Here is a 14,200-nt window from a genome sequence, read left to right on the forward strand (position 1 = left end):
TTGCGCGCAACTCGCGCAGGATTTCCCCATGCTCCCCGTCTCCCCCCACCTCTCCCCCATCCGCTCCTTCCAGGGGCTCATTCTCACGCTGCAAAACTTCTGGGCGGCGCAGGGCTGCGTCATTCTGCAGCCCTATGACATGGAGATGGGCGCGGGCACCTTTCATCCCGCCACGACGCTGCGCGCGCTCGGCCCAAAGCCGTGGCGCGCCGCCTATGCGCAGCCCTGCCGGCGCCCCAAGGACGGGCGCTATGGCGAGAACCCCAATCGCCTGCAGCATTACTATCAGTTCCAGGTGATCCTCAAACCCTCGCCCCCCGATCTGCAGGAACTCTATCTCGCCTCGCTCGCCGCCATCGGCATTGATCCCAAGCTCCACGACATCCGCTTCGTCGAGGACGATTGGGAAAGCCCGACGCTCGGCGCCTGGGGGCTCGGGTGGGAATGCTGGTGCGACGGCATGGAGGTCTCGCAGTTCACCTATTTCCAGCAGGTGGCGGGCTTCGAATGCGCGCCGGTCGCCGGCGAACTCACCTATGGGCTGGAGCGGCTCGCCTGCTATCTGCAGGGCGTCGACAGCATCATGGAATTAAATTTCAACGGCCGCGACGGCGACGAGAAAGTCACCTACGCCGACGTCTTCCTGCAGGCCGAGCAGGAATATTCGCGGCATAATTTTGAAGCCGCCGACACGGGCAAACTTTTTGAAGATTTCAAGGACGCCGAATCCGAATGCGAGCGCCTGCTGCATTTTGGCGCGGGCTCGGGCGACGAGATGCATCTCATGGCGCTGCCGGCCTATGACCAATGCATCAAGGCGAGCCACGCCTTCAATCTTCTCGACGCGCGCGGCGTGATCTCGGTGACCGAGCGGCAGAGCTATATTCTGCGCGTGCGCGAACTGGCGAAAGCCTGCGGCGCGGCCTGGCTGCGCACGGCGGGCGGCGGCGCGAACGGATAGGGCGCGCGCGCTATTGCGAAAGCCTCAATCGGCGCCCACCTCGATAAGAGGTAACAGCGTTTGTCATGCGCGTTGGCGCACATCTTCCAAGATCGAAGCCATGCATAACAGTGCGTGAGACGGGCAACCGTCTTGCGCCGTTGGCGAGTAGCGGCGCGTGCGCGCCTGTCCAGTCTTTTGCCAGGAACCCAAGAGACATGGATGGGCGCGCGCTCCCTTGACGCTGTGCCTGTTTCGTTCTAGTCATGTTCCGTGTTCATCCTCGTTAGCGGATCGTGCCATGTATCAGCCCCGTTATCCGTCTTTCAGCATCGCTCGCAGCATCGCTCGCAGCGTCTCTCGCAGCGCCTCTAGCAGCGTCTTGGGGCAAACGCTTGAGGATTCCGCGCCGCGCGGCGAGGCGCTTCAATCGCTCGCCGAGACGGATTCGCTGCGCAGCCGATTCTTTTCGTGGCGCGGCGCTTCCGGGCGCCGCTATGTGTGCTCGGTGTTCCAGTCGGGCGAGGAGTCTTTCGTCGCCGACGTGACGAATGGCGTCGTCATCGGCGTCGCGCGGGAGGGCGCGGCGACGCGGCCGGTCTGCGTCTTTCTCGCGCAGGAACGCAGCTACGGCGACCGCCGCGGGCTGCGCGAGATCGCGCGGGAGCTCGGCGTCGCCGAATGGCATGTGCATTTTTGCGCCGACGCCGCGTCGTTGCGCGATCTTTCCGCGTCGCTGCTCAACTGATCAGGCGGACCGTCTGTAGCGTAAGCGTTGCGTCGCGAGTTTCGTGCGCGCGAGCGTTGCGTCGTTGCGTAAAAGCGTTGTGCAAAAGCGTTGCGTATGGCGTCGCGTCAAAGCGGCGTCGGCTCATCGCCGGCGCCGCCGGTCGCGGGCCCGGTCCTGCAGGACTCATGATCGAGCCGGCGGACGACCTCGGCGAGCTCGGCGTCATGGATGTCGAGCCGCAGCAGATGTTCGTAGGTGTTGCGCACATAGGCGGGATTGTCGCCATTAAGGCCGACGCCCTCGGCGATCAGGCGAATCATCTCGTCTTCCGGCAGCCGCCCGGCGTATTGGATATGCGTGCGGTCGACGACATAGGCGAGGGCCTTGGCGGCGCCGCCGTCGACGAAGCGCACGCCGAGCGTTTTCTCAAGATAGACCGAGGTGACGAGTTCGCGTTCGCGCAGATAGCGAATCGTTTTGTCGCGGTCGCGCGCCGCGATTTTGAAGGCGACGCCCTGGCAGGAGCCGCCGCGATCGAGCCCCAGCACCAGCCCCGGCCGCTGCGGCGTGCCGCGATGGACATGCGAGAAGATGCACAGCGCGCGGTGATAGCCGTGCACCCAGGCGAGCGCGCTGTCGATGAAGTCGAAGCCCGGCCGCCACATCAGCGACCCGTAGCCGAACACCCAGAAATCTTCGTCCCGCGGACTGGCTGAACCCATTTCTTCGCTCTGGAGCCTCGCGATTTCGGTCAAAGATTCGCAGTGCTCGACTGAAGGTTTCCTCATCCTGAGGAGCCTGCGCAGCAGGCGTCTCGAAGGACGAGGAAACCTTCACGCACGCCTTTTAAGCTCTCCCTCGTGCTTCGAGACGCGCCTTCGATCTCGGGCCTGCCCGCGATCGACATTAAATCCGCAAGTCGGGTAAACCGCGACTTGCGGGCGCTCCTCAGCATGAGGGAGAGGATAGCTGTCCTTCACTAGACGCCCAGCGTCTCTATTCCTATTTTTTCCGCCGCAATCCTGCGATGCAATGAAAATCGTGATTCGGTGGCGGAATGCGACGCGCCTCCGTCTCGGGAGCGCCCTTCGGTAGAGCCTACCCACAACATATCGCGTCGGTTTTCTTGCTTTCCCCTGCAGTTTGTGGCGGTCTTTAGGCAATGAAATTCGAGCGCCTGCGCCTTCTGGGCTTCAAGAGCTTCTGCGAGCCGACCGATTTCCTCATCGAGCCGGGCTTGACCGGCGTCGTCGGCCCCAATGGTTGCGGCAAGTCGAACCTCGTCGAAGCCCTGCGCTGGGTGATGGGCGAAAACTCCTATAAAAACATGCGTGCGTCCGGCATGGACGACGTGATTTTCTCGGGCGGCGGCTCGCGCCCGGCGCGCAATCTCGCCGAAGTCGGGCTGGTTCTCGACAATTCGTCGCGCACCGCGCCGGCGGCCTTCAACGACGCCGACGCGATCGAGGTCACGCGCCGAATCGAGCGCGAGCAGGGCTCGACCTACCGGATCAACGGCCGCGAGGTGCGCGCCCGCGACGTGCAGCTTCTCTTCGCCGACGCCGCCACCGGCGCGCGCTCGCCTTCGCTCGTGCGCCAGGGCCAGATCGGCGAGATCATTTCGGCGAAGCCGCAGGCGCGCCGCCGCATCCTCGAAGACGCCGCCGGCGTCGCCGGGCTGCATTCGCGCCGGCACGAGGCTGAGCTGCGCCTCAACGCCGCGTCCGAAAATCTCACGCGCCTAGAAGACGTGTTGAAGCAGGTCGACAGCCAGGCCGACAGCTTGAAGCGGCAGGCGCGCCAGGCCAACAAATACCGCGGGCTGGCGGCGCAAATCCGCAAGAATGAGGCGCTGGCGGCGCTTCTCGCCTATCAGCTCGCCGCACAGCAGCTGCAGGGCGCCGCTTCGAAGCTCGACGCCGGCCGGCGCAGCGTGCAGGAACGCACGCTGGAGCAGGCCGAGGCGGCGAAATTTCAGGCGGTCGCCGCGCATGAGCTGCCGCCGCTGCGCGAGAAGGAGGCCGAGGCCGGCGCGGCGCTGCATCGGCTGGTCGTTGCGCGCGACGCGCTCGAGGCCGACGAGCGGCGCGCCAAGGAGCGAATCGCCGAGCTGCAGCGGCATATCGAGCAGTTCGGCCGCGATCTCGAGCGCGAACGCGCGCTGATTCAGGACGCGGCGGAGGTCGCGCAGCGGCTTGAGGACGAGCGCGGCGAGCTGCAAGGCGGCGACGCGCACGACGCCGGCCGCGAGGCTGAGGCGCAAGCGCGGCTGATCGACATCGAAGCGGCGCTGGCGGCGACCGAGGCCGAGCTGTCGAGCGCGCAGGAGCAGCTCGCCGGCGTCAACGCCAGGCGGGCGGCGCTTGAGGCGGCGCTGCGCGATGAAAATCAGCGGGTCGCGCGGTTCGAGGCGGAGCTGACCCGCATCGAGACGGAATTTGCGCTGATCGCCGGGCAGGGCGGCGGCGCCGACGAGGTCGAGCGTCTCGCGCAGGCTTTCGAACAGGCGGCGCAGGACGCGCGCGCCGCCGAAGAAGCGACGCAGGAGGCCGAGGCCGCCACGCGGCGGGCGCGCGACGCCGAGACCGCCGCTCGCACGCCGCTGGAGCCGGCGGCGCTGCGCGCCCAGCGGCTCGAGACCGAGATCCGCACGCTCGAACATCTGCTGCAAACCGGCTCCGGCGGCCTCTGGGCGCCGGTCGTCGAAAGCATGACCGTCGAGAAAGGCTATGAGACGGCGTTGGGCGCGGCGCTCGGCGACGATCTTGACGCCTCGGCTGACGATTCGGCGCCGGCGCATTGGTCGGTGACGCCTGGGGAGGGCGATCCGGCCCTGCCCAATGGCGTGCGCGCGCTCGCCGCGCTTGTCGACGCGCCGCCGGCGCTGCGCCGCCGCCTCGCGCAGATCGGCGTCGTGCTGCGCACCGAGGGCGAGAGCCTGCGCAAACTCTTGAAGCCCGGCCAGCGGCTCGTCTCCAAGGAGGGCGATCTGTGGCGCTGGGACGGCTTCACCCAGGCCGCCGAGGCGCCGACCGCCGCCGCACGCCGGCTCTCCGAAAAGAACCGGCTTGCCGATCTGCGCGTCGAAGCCACCGCCGCGCGCGCCGCGGCCGATTCGTTGACGCAAGCGCTGAACGCCGCGCGCGAGGCCGCGCGAGCGGCCGCTCAGGCCGAAGCGGAGGCGCGCGACGCGCATCGCCGCGCCCGCGTCCGCCTGGAGGAAGCGCGCGAACGCCATTCGACGGCGGAGCGTCGTCAGGCGCAAATCGCTCAGCGCCTGTCGGCGCTGCAGGAAGCCAAGGCGCGGACGCTCGCCAATCGCGACGAGGCCGCGCAGAAGCGCGCAAGCGTGACGCAGGCGCTCGACCAGCTTGAGGAGCCGGCCTTTCTCGCCGGCGCTTTGGAGAATTTGCGCGGCCGCGCCATGGCGGAGCGCGCCCAGGCCGGCGAGGCGCGGGCCGCGGTCGCCTCCCTGCGCCACGAAAGAGCCGCGCGCGCGTCGCGGCTCGCGGCGATCGTGCGAGAGGCCGCGTCATGGGCGGAGCGCCGCGATCGTGCGCAGGACCGCATCGGCGAGCTGGAAGAGCGGCTGGCGACGTCGCAAGAGGAACATGCCCGCATAGGCGACGCGCCCGACGCTTTCATCGGCCAGCGCCGCGCGCTGATGAATGCGCTCGAAGAGGCCGAGGCCGCCCGGCGCGACGCGTCCGACGCGCGCGCCAGCGCCGAAACGCGTCTCGCCGAAACCGACCGCGCCGCCCGCGCCGCGCTCGAGGCGATGAGCGCCGCGCGCGAGGAGATGGCGCGCAGCGAGGCGCAGCTGGACGCCGCGCGCCAGCGGGTCGCCGACGTCGAGCGCGCCATCGCGCATGATCTCGAATCGACGCCGCAAGCGCTCGCGCAGCTCGCCGAGGTCAAAGACGGCGACGATCTGCCGGAGATCGCCGACATCGAACGGCGGCTGGAGAATCTGCGCGCCGACCGCGAACGGCTCGGCGCCGTCAATCTGCGCGCCGAAGACGAACTCACCGAGGTCGAGACGCAGCGCGAAAAGATGATCTCCGAGCGCGACGATCTTTCGGAAGCGATCAAGAAGTTGCGCGCCGCGATCGCCAGTCTCAACAAGGAGGGGCGCGAGCGCATGCTCGCGGCCTTCGACAAGGTCAACGCGCACTTCAAGGAGCTGTTCACGCTGCTTTTTGACGGCGGCGCGGCGGAATTGCAGCTCGTCGAAAGCGACGATCCGCTCGAGGCCGGGCTCGACATTCTCGCACGACCGCCGGGTAAGAAGCCGACGACGATGACGCTGCTTTCCGGCGGCGAGCAGGCGCTGACCGCCATGTCGCTGATTTTCGCGGTGTTCCTGACCAATCCCTCGCCGATCTGCGTGCTCGACGAGGTCGACGCGCCGCTCGACGACAGCAATGTCGAGCGCTTCTGCGATCTCCTCGAGGAGATGCGCAAGAAGACCGACACGCGCTTCGTCACCATCACCCATAATCCGATCACCATGGCGCGCATGGACCGGCTGTTCGGCGTGACGCAAGCCGAGCGCGGAATCTCGCAGCTCGTCTCGGTCGATCTCGAGCAGGCGGAGAAATTCGCGCTGGCGAGTTGATGATTTCAATTTCGGATGTTTGGAGAGGGTGGCGTAGTAAGCACCGCGGTAGATCTGGGATGCTCAGCGCTTGAGCAAGTCCGTTTGACGTGGATGTCGCGGTCCCGTGAAAAATGCCTTGAGATTCGCTGACAGTGGTTGCCGAGGCAGCATATGTTCTATATTTGTTCTGCGCCATGCCATCGCTGAAACGAATCCGTGATCCTGTTCACGGCCTGATGACCTTCGACCAAGACGACGAGGTCGAGCGGGCCGCTTGGCGTCTGATCAATACACCTGAGTTCCAGCGTTTGCGCCGGGTTAAGCAACTCGGCGTCTCCGAGTTCACCTTTCCCGGCGCGACTCACACGCGGCTAGCACATTCAATCGGTGTTTTTCACATCGCTCGCCGCTTGATGGATGTCGCGCAGAGATACGTTCCAAAGGAAAAGCAGAGGCCCCATCGAATGCGCGCCGCTCTTTTGGCAGCGCTCCTGCATGATCTCGGTCACGGTCCCTTCAGTCACGCTTTCGAAAACGCCGAAAAAGCTCGATTGACTAAAGACGTTTATCAAGATCACGAGGATTGGACTGCCGAGCTTATCCGTCGAAGGGATGGAAATATCCGACGCATCCTCAAGGAGGAGTTTGGCGGCGACGGGTCTGTTGCCGACGATATCGCAGCCATGTTGAGAGGGGACGAGCAGGATTTCTATTCGTCAGTCGTTTCAAGTTCGTTTGACGCGGACCGCCTTGATTATCTTCGGCGCGACAGGCTGATGACCGGCTCGAGAGCGGGAGCCATCGATTTTGAATGGCTGCTGGACAACCTGCGGGTTGTGGATGTGGCGAGCAGCAGTGGAGAGGATCCGCAAGACAATTCAGGACGCACAATTCAAGTTTTTGCATTTGAGGAGAAGGCGATTCAGGCAGTGGAAAGCTTCATCCTGGCCCGTTTCCATCTCTATTCTCAGGTCTATCTTCATAGAACAACCCGCGGTATCGAGCAGATGCTGACCGCGTTCTTGTTGGCTTTCAGCGCAGAAGCCGCGAAGGGGCCACACGCTGAACTTGCAGTATCCGTGGATCATCCCCTTCGCATCTATTACGCGCAAGCTAAGCCACGCATAGAGGATTATTTTGCGCTGGACGATGCAATTATCTGGAACGCGTTGGAGACGTCAGCGGTGAAAGGCAATGGACCTTGTAAGGAATTTGCGGAGCGCATTTGCTCCCGCAGGGTTCTCAAGGCGATATCGATCGATATGGTCAACCAACAGCCTGCCGACGGTGCACGCAGGAAATATATTGCCGAGCACATGAAAGCCCTTATCGGCCAATCTATTTTTGAAGATCGGGCACCATTATCCATCTACAAGGATCCGAGTAAGGAAACGGTGAAACCGCATAAGCGCGTTTATATTCGACGCGAGGGTGGCAAGGTTGTCGATATAACGTCGCTCTCAAAGCCGATCGCAGCATTGTTCGAAGATCAGGAAGTGCTCCGTTATTACTTCATTAACGAAAAAGACCAGAAAAAGGTCCTCGAAATCACGGAGGAGAATTATGTCCCAGCTTGATGATCTGGTCGTGGGAGCTGTCGCCTTATCAGGCGGTGAGCTCGTCGGCCGCATTAGAATGCAGAAGGTGATCTACCTCCTCGATCAGCTTGGCATGGGGAGCGATGCGGCGTTTGAATATCATCACTACGGGCCTTACTCGGAAGCTGTCTCGGATGCCGTAACAGACGCTAAGTTTTGGGGCAACCTGAAGGAGTCTGTTAATTTCCGTGTTACGGACGGAGCGCCATACAGCACTTTCGCTACTGTTACTCAGGCTCCCGCTAATCTAGGGAACCTGAGCGGCGAGAGTGCTCGTCGCTATCTTGATAAGTTTGCAGGTTGTACATCGACCGTGCTCGAGCTAGCTGCGACGGTGCATTGGCTCGCTTTTAAGGAGCAGATTCCCGATTGGCGTAGCGAGCTTGAAGTCAGGAAGGCTGGAAAAACCGGCAACGGACGTATTGAACAAGCGTTGGTATTGCTACGCTCGTTAGGATTGGCACCGCAAGACGCGTAGGCGAGACGCGCGAAAGCAGCCTGTCTCGCTTCTCACTATTTTCTTTGCTTCATCGTCGGCAGGTTTGCGCCGGCAACGCGACTAGGAGCGCTGAGTCGCCTGTCGCTCTAAATTGTTCGCGGGGAGGACGCGCTTGCTCCGCTGGACGCGCGGACCATGTAATCGGGCTAAGCTGACATGACCAGAGGCGAATTCGTTCTGCGTTCGGCGATTTTCATTGCGCTCGCCCTGGCGCCGTTTCTCATCTGGCTGCTCTTCGACGTCATCGTCCTTGCGACAGGCGCGGTGCTCGTCGCAACGCTCATTCATCTTGTGGCGACGCCGTTCCTTAAGCTGCGGCTGCCGCGCGGCGTGGCGCTCACGCTCTCGGGCCTGCTGATCGCCTCGATCATCGGCGGGACCTTCTATCTCTTCGGCCGGACGATGGCTTCGGAATTTCATGAGGTGCTGCGCCGCGCCGAGGATACGGCGGACGCCATCTCGCTCGAAATCACCCGATCGGGACTCTCCGACTATCTGCCAAAATCGTTGAGCGAAGATTTTTCGTTGTCGGGCCTGATCGGACGTTCGTTCACCATCAGCATCGAGGCCGTTCTTGGCGCGCTCGTGGCTTTTTTCGCCGGCGTGTTCATCGCGAGCGAGCCGGCGCTCTACAGCGAAGGCTTCACGCTGCTGTTTGCGCCGCGCTGGCGCAACAGAGCGCGCGAAACGCTCGGTCACGTCTCCACCGCGCTGCGCCGTTGGCTGCTCGGTCAGATGATTGAAATGGTCACAATGGGCGTCATGGCCGGCGTCGCCGTCTGGCTCATCGGCCTGCCGTCGCCTTTCGCGCTTGGCGCCATATCGGGGCTCTCGGAATTCATCCCCTATATCGGGCCGATTCTGGCGATCTTTCCTTCAGTGGCGGTCGCGGCCACGATCGGACCCTACACGATGCTTTGGACGATCCTCGCCTATCTCGCCATTCATCAGCTCGACGGCAACATGATCATGCCGCTCATCCAGCGGCAATTGGTGCGCGTGCCGCCGGCGCTCATGCTCATTCGATCGCGCTGTTCGGCACGCTGTTCGGATTGGGCGCGACGATCTTCGCCGCGCCGCTGACGGTCGTCATCTATGTCGCGGTGATCAAGCTCTATGTGCGAGATACGCTCGGCGAGTCGACGCCGCTGCCAGGAGAGAAGGCGCAGCCGAAGAGTCTGCCTGGCGTTGGATGAGTGCGTGAGAAGCTGCGCAAAAACCCTCCCCTTGAGGGGGAGGGTCGCGCCGAAGGCGCGGGGTGGGGTGAAGCCCTTCTCCGATGATTGCTTATGGCGCGCCATTTAGTGCGCTTTATTTTATGCATTTATCCGTAAGTCACCCCACCCCGAAACGCTTCGCGTTTCGACCCTCCCCCTCAAGGGGAGGGTGGAGATCGTCGTCGGCGGCGATCAAATTGAAAAGAGCCGCCCGCGCATCGACGGACGCCAGCGAAAACCACATGTGGTCACGAGCTGCCCGAATGAAAACGGTGCCGCCCGAGCAGGGCCGATGCCGGCCTCACACCCTTTCTTAATTGCCGGGTCTTGGCGTTAAAGCCTTGGACAGCGTCTCCAATAATCGTTGGTCCGAGTAGGGCTTGTTGACCACGGGTATGGCGGCGAATCGGGCAGGAATGAGCATATCGGTGTCGTAAGCGGTCGTGAAAACGAACGGCCTCCCCGCATCCTTCAACGCGTCTGCGATCGGCCAAGCTGGCTCGCCGTTGAGATCGATATCTAGCAGAGCGACATCGAAATTTTCGACGTCGAGCGCGCGCAAAGACTCTCGAATCATTCCGAAGGGTCCGACCGGGATCATTTTATGCATGCGAAGCAGTTCGCACACATTCAGCGCCACTAGACCGGAGTCTTCAACAACAAGCACGCGCGCGTTGTCGCACGCTGCGAGGGTCGCGGGCGCGACGCGCACGCCTTTCTTCTTGTCGAGCGGCTCATCTCGCCGCGCGATCTGAGTGAGCGGCATCGACAAGCGACATTGCACGCCCTCGGGGTCGAACGTAAGCTCGACGGCGCCCTGTAGATCGAGCGCGATGGCCTTGCCGAGCAGCACCCGTCCAAAGCCCTTTTTGGTGGGCGGTGTAACGCGCGGGCCGCCACTCTCCTTCCATGTGATGACAAAAGACTCCGCCGGGCTGTTCTCTTCGGCGCCCCAGTCGATGCTGACGAGCCCGCCCGGGATCGAGAGAGATCCATACTTCTGCGCATTCGTGGCGAGTTCGTGAATGGCGAGACTGATGGCGAGCGCCGCCTTTGGTTTGAGCACCACCGGGTCGCCTGTGACCCGGCAACAATCCGAAGGAAGAGTCTCGAGCTCCGATTCGACCAATGCCTTGATGGACACTCCTTCCCACCTGCTTTCGGTCAAGAGAGTTTGCATCCGCGCCATGGAGAACAGCCGATTTTGCAAATCCTCCTGAAACGCTTCGAGCGAGACCGCCGACCGTGACGTGAATCGAACGAGCGACTGGATGACGGCGATCGTGTTTTTCACCCGATGGTCGAGTTCGGCCATCAACATGTCTTGACGGGCTTTCGCTGCATGACGCTCCCGCAAAGCTTCATCGAGCGTGCGAAGAATAACCTCCATAATCGATGTGCGCAGCGCTTTGGCGGATTCCACTTCCCTTCCGGTCCAAGGCTCCGACTTCAGGCGCACCATTTGTTCCCAGGCCGTGAAGGAGGCGCGGGGCGACAGCGTCTCGCCATCGGACGAGGGCTGAACGGGCTTTTCCGGGTTTCCAGCCCATTTCACGATTTCCGTGACTTCCGGTCTGAACCAGATCACGTAATCCCTTGGCGTCCGCGAAACGGATATCGCCAGCACCCCGGAGCCGACCTGACGAAAGTCTTCTGCTGGCGCAAACAGCACAGGGAGAGATTCGCTGACGAAAACGCCATCTTGCCCATTGGCGTCGAGCCAATGGATCAGCGACATAATCTGCTTTTCAGAAGGCACGTCGCCAATGCTCGTCAATTTTTCATCGACAAAGATCGCGCAACCATTCGCTGGGATGAGATCCAACAGATTCGGCGGACTGGAAATCAGCGCGTCGTTGAAGCCTTTTCGCGCCATCGATGTGACAATCGCGCGCTCGATCTCTCCGGCTTTCACGCGCGCTCCCGCCAGCTCAGATGCGATCTTCTCCTGGAGCTGAAGGGAAGCGACTTGCGAAAACAATTCGCAGGCTGCGCGCAACCGCGTGTCTAAAAAATGCGGGGAATAGTCATGGCAGGCAATCAAGCCCCACAACTCCCCGTCGATCACGATTGACATCGACATGGAAGCCTGCACGCCCATGTTCTTCAAATACTGGACATGGATGGGCGAGACGCTGCGCAGAACGCTGTGGCTCAAATCGAGCGGCCGGCCGGTTTTCGGGTTGTCCGCCGGAATGAGCGGCGCTGGCGTGTAGTCTACGTCGGGAATCGATCGCAACCAATTGGCGACATAAAGCCGTCGCGCCTGCTGCGGAACATCGGACGCCGGATATCGAAGCCCGAGAAACGAGTCGACGCCTTCGGCGCGCGACTCGGCAATAACGCTTCCCGACCCGTCTTGTAGAAATTGATAGACCATCACGCGGTCGAAGCCGGTGGCTCTGAAAACCTCTTCGGCCACGGATGAGACGAACTTCGAAATCGTCTCCGTTGCGGTGCAGTTGGCGATCATGCGCTGAACAAGCGCGAGAGGCTCCCGCTCGAACCCCGAGCGCTGCGGCTCGAGTTCAATGATGATCAATCCCTCGGAGATGTGCACGACGCCATCGAGCGCCATTCGCGAAACGCCAATAGACGTCTCGAACACCAGCAGAGGACGTGGAATGACGATCGCTTCGTCGATGAGTCGGCAGAGTTTGGTCGCCGCAACCGAGCCGAGGCGGGCCTCCAAACTCTGGCCGAGCAACGCGTCAGGTGGCGCGCCGAGAAGCCCCATTGTGTCGCCCGCGACCTGGACCACGGTCATGTGATCAGGGTCGAGCGCGAGCAAAACTCCATGCGGCTGGATCGCGCCGGATATGTGGATCGGTTCTTTGTCGCAAGCGGAAAGATCCATGACCAAGCTTAGCCTTAGCGTTATCTCCGGTCCAGACGCTTCTCGGCAATGGGTGGATCAAAATCGGCTCTGGCGTATTTGTTTCTCGTCTATGCTGCTGATCGTCATAATGACCTTGAGCTATCGCGACATCCGTTGGGATGAGCCCACCTGGCCACCGTCTCAAAATCTGTAGGGCGTTCTGTGAATACAAGTCACTGGATTTTCGAGGACTGCGTGAAATGGCGTCTTGATTTTAAGGAAGGCTTCGAAGCAATGTAACTGCATGTGTCAAAGCTTATGTAACTACGTGTGTCACAATAACGTGAAACATGAAAACAATCAATTTCAACGACGCGAGCCGCGACTTTTGAGAGCGTCTTCCAGCCGTAGCAATTGACCTGCAAAAAAAGCTCATGGATTGGCGCGCGCCGGTAATGGATTATTGCGAGAGACAGACCTCGGCCTTCTGGGCGGAGCCGGCGAATGCGTTGAGCAATTTCGCTTTCGTGATCGCGGCCGCCAGCGCCTTTCTTCTTTGGCGACGGCGGGGCGGGGCGGATTATCCTGCGCTCGCGCTCATCATCGTCACGGCGTCGGTCGGCGTCGGCAGCTTCATCTTCCATACCGTCGCGACGCGCGACGCCATGCTGCTCGACGTCGTTCCGATCGCGATCTTCATCTATAGCTATTTTCTGCTGGCGCTTCGCCGGTACTTTCGTCTGTCGATAATTTGGGCGACGGCGATCACGCTGGGCTTCGCCGCCGGCTCGTCTTTCGCAACGACAGTCGACGCGCTAAACGGTTCGGTGGGCTATCTGCCGGCGCTCGCGGCGCTGGCGATCTTCGCCGCGCTGCTGTGGACGTCGAGGCGCGAGACGGGGCGCACTCTTGCCGCCGCCGCGCTGCTTTTCGCAATCTCGCTGGTCTTTCGAACGATCGACCGCGTGATCTGTCCCGCCGTTCCGCTCGGCGCGCATGTCCTGTGGCATATGCTGAACGCCTGCGTGTTGTGGCTGCTGCTGCGCGCGGCGATCTTCGCCACAGCCCGCCGCGACGATCAGGCGAGTCCGATCCAGAACGCGAAAGAGCCGACCGCCGCGTGAGAGGCGGTCAGCGGCCAGACGTTGCGCGTGAAAAGGTAGGCCGTGCTCCACGCGACTCCGGCGAGAAATGTGTTGGCGAGCAGGACGGGATCGCCATAGGCGCCGTGCATCAGCGAAAAAACCGCCGAGGAAAACAGCACGTAGTTGCGTCCGCTCATCTGCAGCCGATCGGCGATCAGCTTGGGGACCGAGCGGCAGACGACCTCCTGGCAGGGGCTCGAGACGAGCAAATAGAAGGGCGCGAAGGCGACCCAGTTCGGCTCCGGACTCGAATGATTCAGGAACTGCGCTTCGACGACGATTCCCGCCAGAAGCAGGCAGGTCAGCGCGCCGCAAATGAGCCAGGCGAGACCGCCTCTAGGCGCGCCCAGACCGAGTTCAGCGAAGGAATATCCGCCGACCACGCAGGCCGCGATGCAAAGAACGGAAACGACAAGCAGCGCCTCGAAGCGGATTTGGAATGACAGCGCGCCGGCGGCGATCGCGAGGCTCGGCGCGAGCAGCAAGAGCACGAAGCCGACCAGCGGCGCCAGGGATCGCAAGGGAAGCGTCATAAAAGCGTAACAGACTTCCCCCTGTCACAGTTCCGTGCGCCCGAGCTCCGTCAAATTGCCGCGCCGCGGCGCCTCGTTGGAGAGCAGATGGGTCTGTTCCGATAAACGGGCTTTTGTTTC

At 62.3% G+C, this 14,200-nt stretch carries 11 protein-coding genes; 8 read left to right on the forward strand and 3 right to left on the reverse strand.

The annotated features are described in order from the left end of the window. Positions 1-28: 28 nt before the first annotated feature. Both A3OO_RS0108815 and A3OO_RS0108820 read left to right on the forward strand, forming a co-directional pair. Positions 29-961, forward strand: coding sequence for a glycine--tRNA ligase subunit alpha (locus tag A3OO_RS0108815; RefSeq protein ID WP_018407477.1), 933 nt, complete (start codon positions 29-31; stop codon positions 959-961). 280 nt (positions 962-1,241) lie between these two features. Next, positions 1,242-1,688 carry a hypothetical protein gene (locus A3OO_RS0108820; RefSeq protein ID WP_156824784.1) on the forward strand — a complete coding sequence of 149 codons (447 nt, stop codon included), beginning with the start codon at positions 1,242-1,244 and terminating at the stop codon, positions 1,686-1,688. Between the two features lie 107 nt (positions 1,689-1,795). On the opposite strand, the gene A3OO_RS0108825 is transcribed toward A3OO_RS0108820, so the two are convergent. After that, entirely contained in the window at positions 1,796-2,392 is a 597-nt protein-coding gene (locus tag A3OO_RS0108825; protein ID WP_040573764.1) for a gamma-glutamylcyclotransferase, read from the reverse strand. Between the two features lie 440 nt (positions 2,393-2,832). Between A3OO_RS0108825 and smc the strand changes: the two genes are divergently transcribed. From smc to A3OO_RS23525, 5 genes are all read left to right on the forward strand, one after another. Then, on the forward strand, positions 2,833-6,288 hold the full coding sequence (gene smc, locus A3OO_RS0108830) for a chromosome segregation protein SMC (protein ID WP_018407480.1): 3,456 nt from the start codon (positions 2,833-2,835) through the stop codon (positions 6,286-6,288). Between the two features lie 134 nt (positions 6,289-6,422). Continuing rightward, positions 6,423-7,847, forward strand: coding sequence for an HD domain-containing protein (locus tag A3OO_RS22555; RefSeq protein WP_198008776.1), 1,425 nt, complete (start codon positions 6,423-6,425; stop codon positions 7,845-7,847). After that, the gene (locus A3OO_RS22560) at positions 7,834-8,346 is read left to right on the forward strand and encodes a hypothetical protein (RefSeq protein ID WP_018407482.1); all 513 of its coding nucleotides are present in this window, start codon (positions 7,834-7,836) and stop codon (positions 8,344-8,346) included. The genes A3OO_RS22555 and A3OO_RS22560 overlap by 14 nt, the downstream gene beginning before the upstream one ends. 177 nt (positions 8,347-8,523) lie before the next feature. Further along, the gene (locus A3OO_RS21380) at positions 8,524-9,450 is read left to right on the forward strand and encodes an AI-2E family transporter (RefSeq protein ID WP_051080346.1); all 927 of its coding nucleotides are present in this window, start codon (positions 8,524-8,526) and stop codon (positions 9,448-9,450) included. Next, the gene (locus tag A3OO_RS23525) at positions 9,420-9,563 is read left to right on the forward strand and encodes a hypothetical protein (protein WP_018407483.1); all 144 of its coding nucleotides are present in this window, start codon (positions 9,420-9,422) and stop codon (positions 9,561-9,563) included. Before A3OO_RS21380 ends, A3OO_RS23525 begins: the two co-directional genes overlap by 31 nt. A gap of 334 nt (positions 9,564-9,897) precedes the next feature. On the opposite strand, the gene A3OO_RS0108855 is transcribed toward A3OO_RS23525, so the two are convergent. Then, entirely contained in the window at positions 9,898-12,441 is a 2,544-nt protein-coding gene (locus A3OO_RS0108855) for an HWE histidine kinase domain-containing protein (RefSeq protein ID WP_018407484.1), read from the reverse strand. 416 nt (positions 12,442-12,857) lie between these two features. On the opposite strand from A3OO_RS0108855, the gene A3OO_RS21385 reads away from it, so the two are divergent. After that, positions 12,858-13,526, forward strand: a complete 669-nt coding sequence (locus A3OO_RS21385; protein ID WP_018407485.1) for a ceramidase domain-containing protein — start codon at positions 12,858-12,860, stop codon at positions 13,524-13,526. Here A3OO_RS21385 and A3OO_RS0108865 read toward each other — a convergent pair. After that, the gene (locus A3OO_RS0108865) at positions 13,481-14,080 is read right to left on the reverse strand and encodes a CPBP family intramembrane glutamic endopeptidase (RefSeq protein WP_018407486.1); all 600 of its coding nucleotides are present in this window, start codon (positions 14,078-14,080) and stop codon (positions 13,481-13,483) included. The two genes, A3OO_RS21385 and A3OO_RS0108865, sit on opposite strands and share 46 nt — an antisense overlap. Positions 14,081-14,200 lie beyond the last annotated feature (120 nt).

The organism is Methylocystis rosea SV97 (assembly GCF_000372845.1).
Taxonomy (GTDB): domain Bacteria; phylum Pseudomonadota; class Alphaproteobacteria; order Rhizobiales; family Beijerinckiaceae; genus Methylocystis; species Methylocystis rosea.

Bases quoted from the DNA above. Each gene is read 5' to 3' on its own strand.
- smc (WP_018407480.1), top strand. From the start codon at position 2,833: ATGAAATTCGAGCGCCTGCGCCTTCTGGGCTTCAAGAGCTTCTGCGAG.
- A3OO_RS0108820 (WP_156824784.1), top strand. From the start codon at position 1,242: ATGTATCAGCCCCGTTATCCGTCTTTCAGCATCGCTCGCAGCATCGCT.
- A3OO_RS0108825 (WP_040573764.1), bottom strand. From the start codon at position 2,392: ATGGGTTCAGCCAGTCCGCGGGACGAAGATTTCTGGGTGTTCGGCTAC.
- A3OO_RS21380 (WP_051080346.1), top strand. From the start codon at position 8,524: ATGACCAGAGGCGAATTCGTTCTGCGTTCGGCGATTTTCATTGCGCTC.
- A3OO_RS0108865 (WP_018407486.1), bottom strand. From the start codon at position 14,080: ATGACGCTTCCCTTGCGATCCCTGGCGCCGCTGGTCGGCTTCGTGCTC.
- A3OO_RS21385 (WP_018407485.1), top strand. From the start codon at position 12,858: ATGGATTATTGCGAGAGACAGACCTCGGCCTTCTGGGCGGAGCCGGCG.
- A3OO_RS0108815 (WP_018407477.1), top strand. From the start codon at position 29: ATGCTCCCCGTCTCCCCCCACCTCTCCCCCATCCGCTCCTTCCAGGGG.
- A3OO_RS0108855 (WP_018407484.1), bottom strand. From the start codon at position 12,441: ATGGATCTTTCCGCTTGCGACAAAGAACCGATCCACATATCCGGCGCG.
- A3OO_RS22560 (WP_018407482.1), top strand. From the start codon at position 7,834: ATGTCCCAGCTTGATGATCTGGTCGTGGGAGCTGTCGCCTTATCAGGC.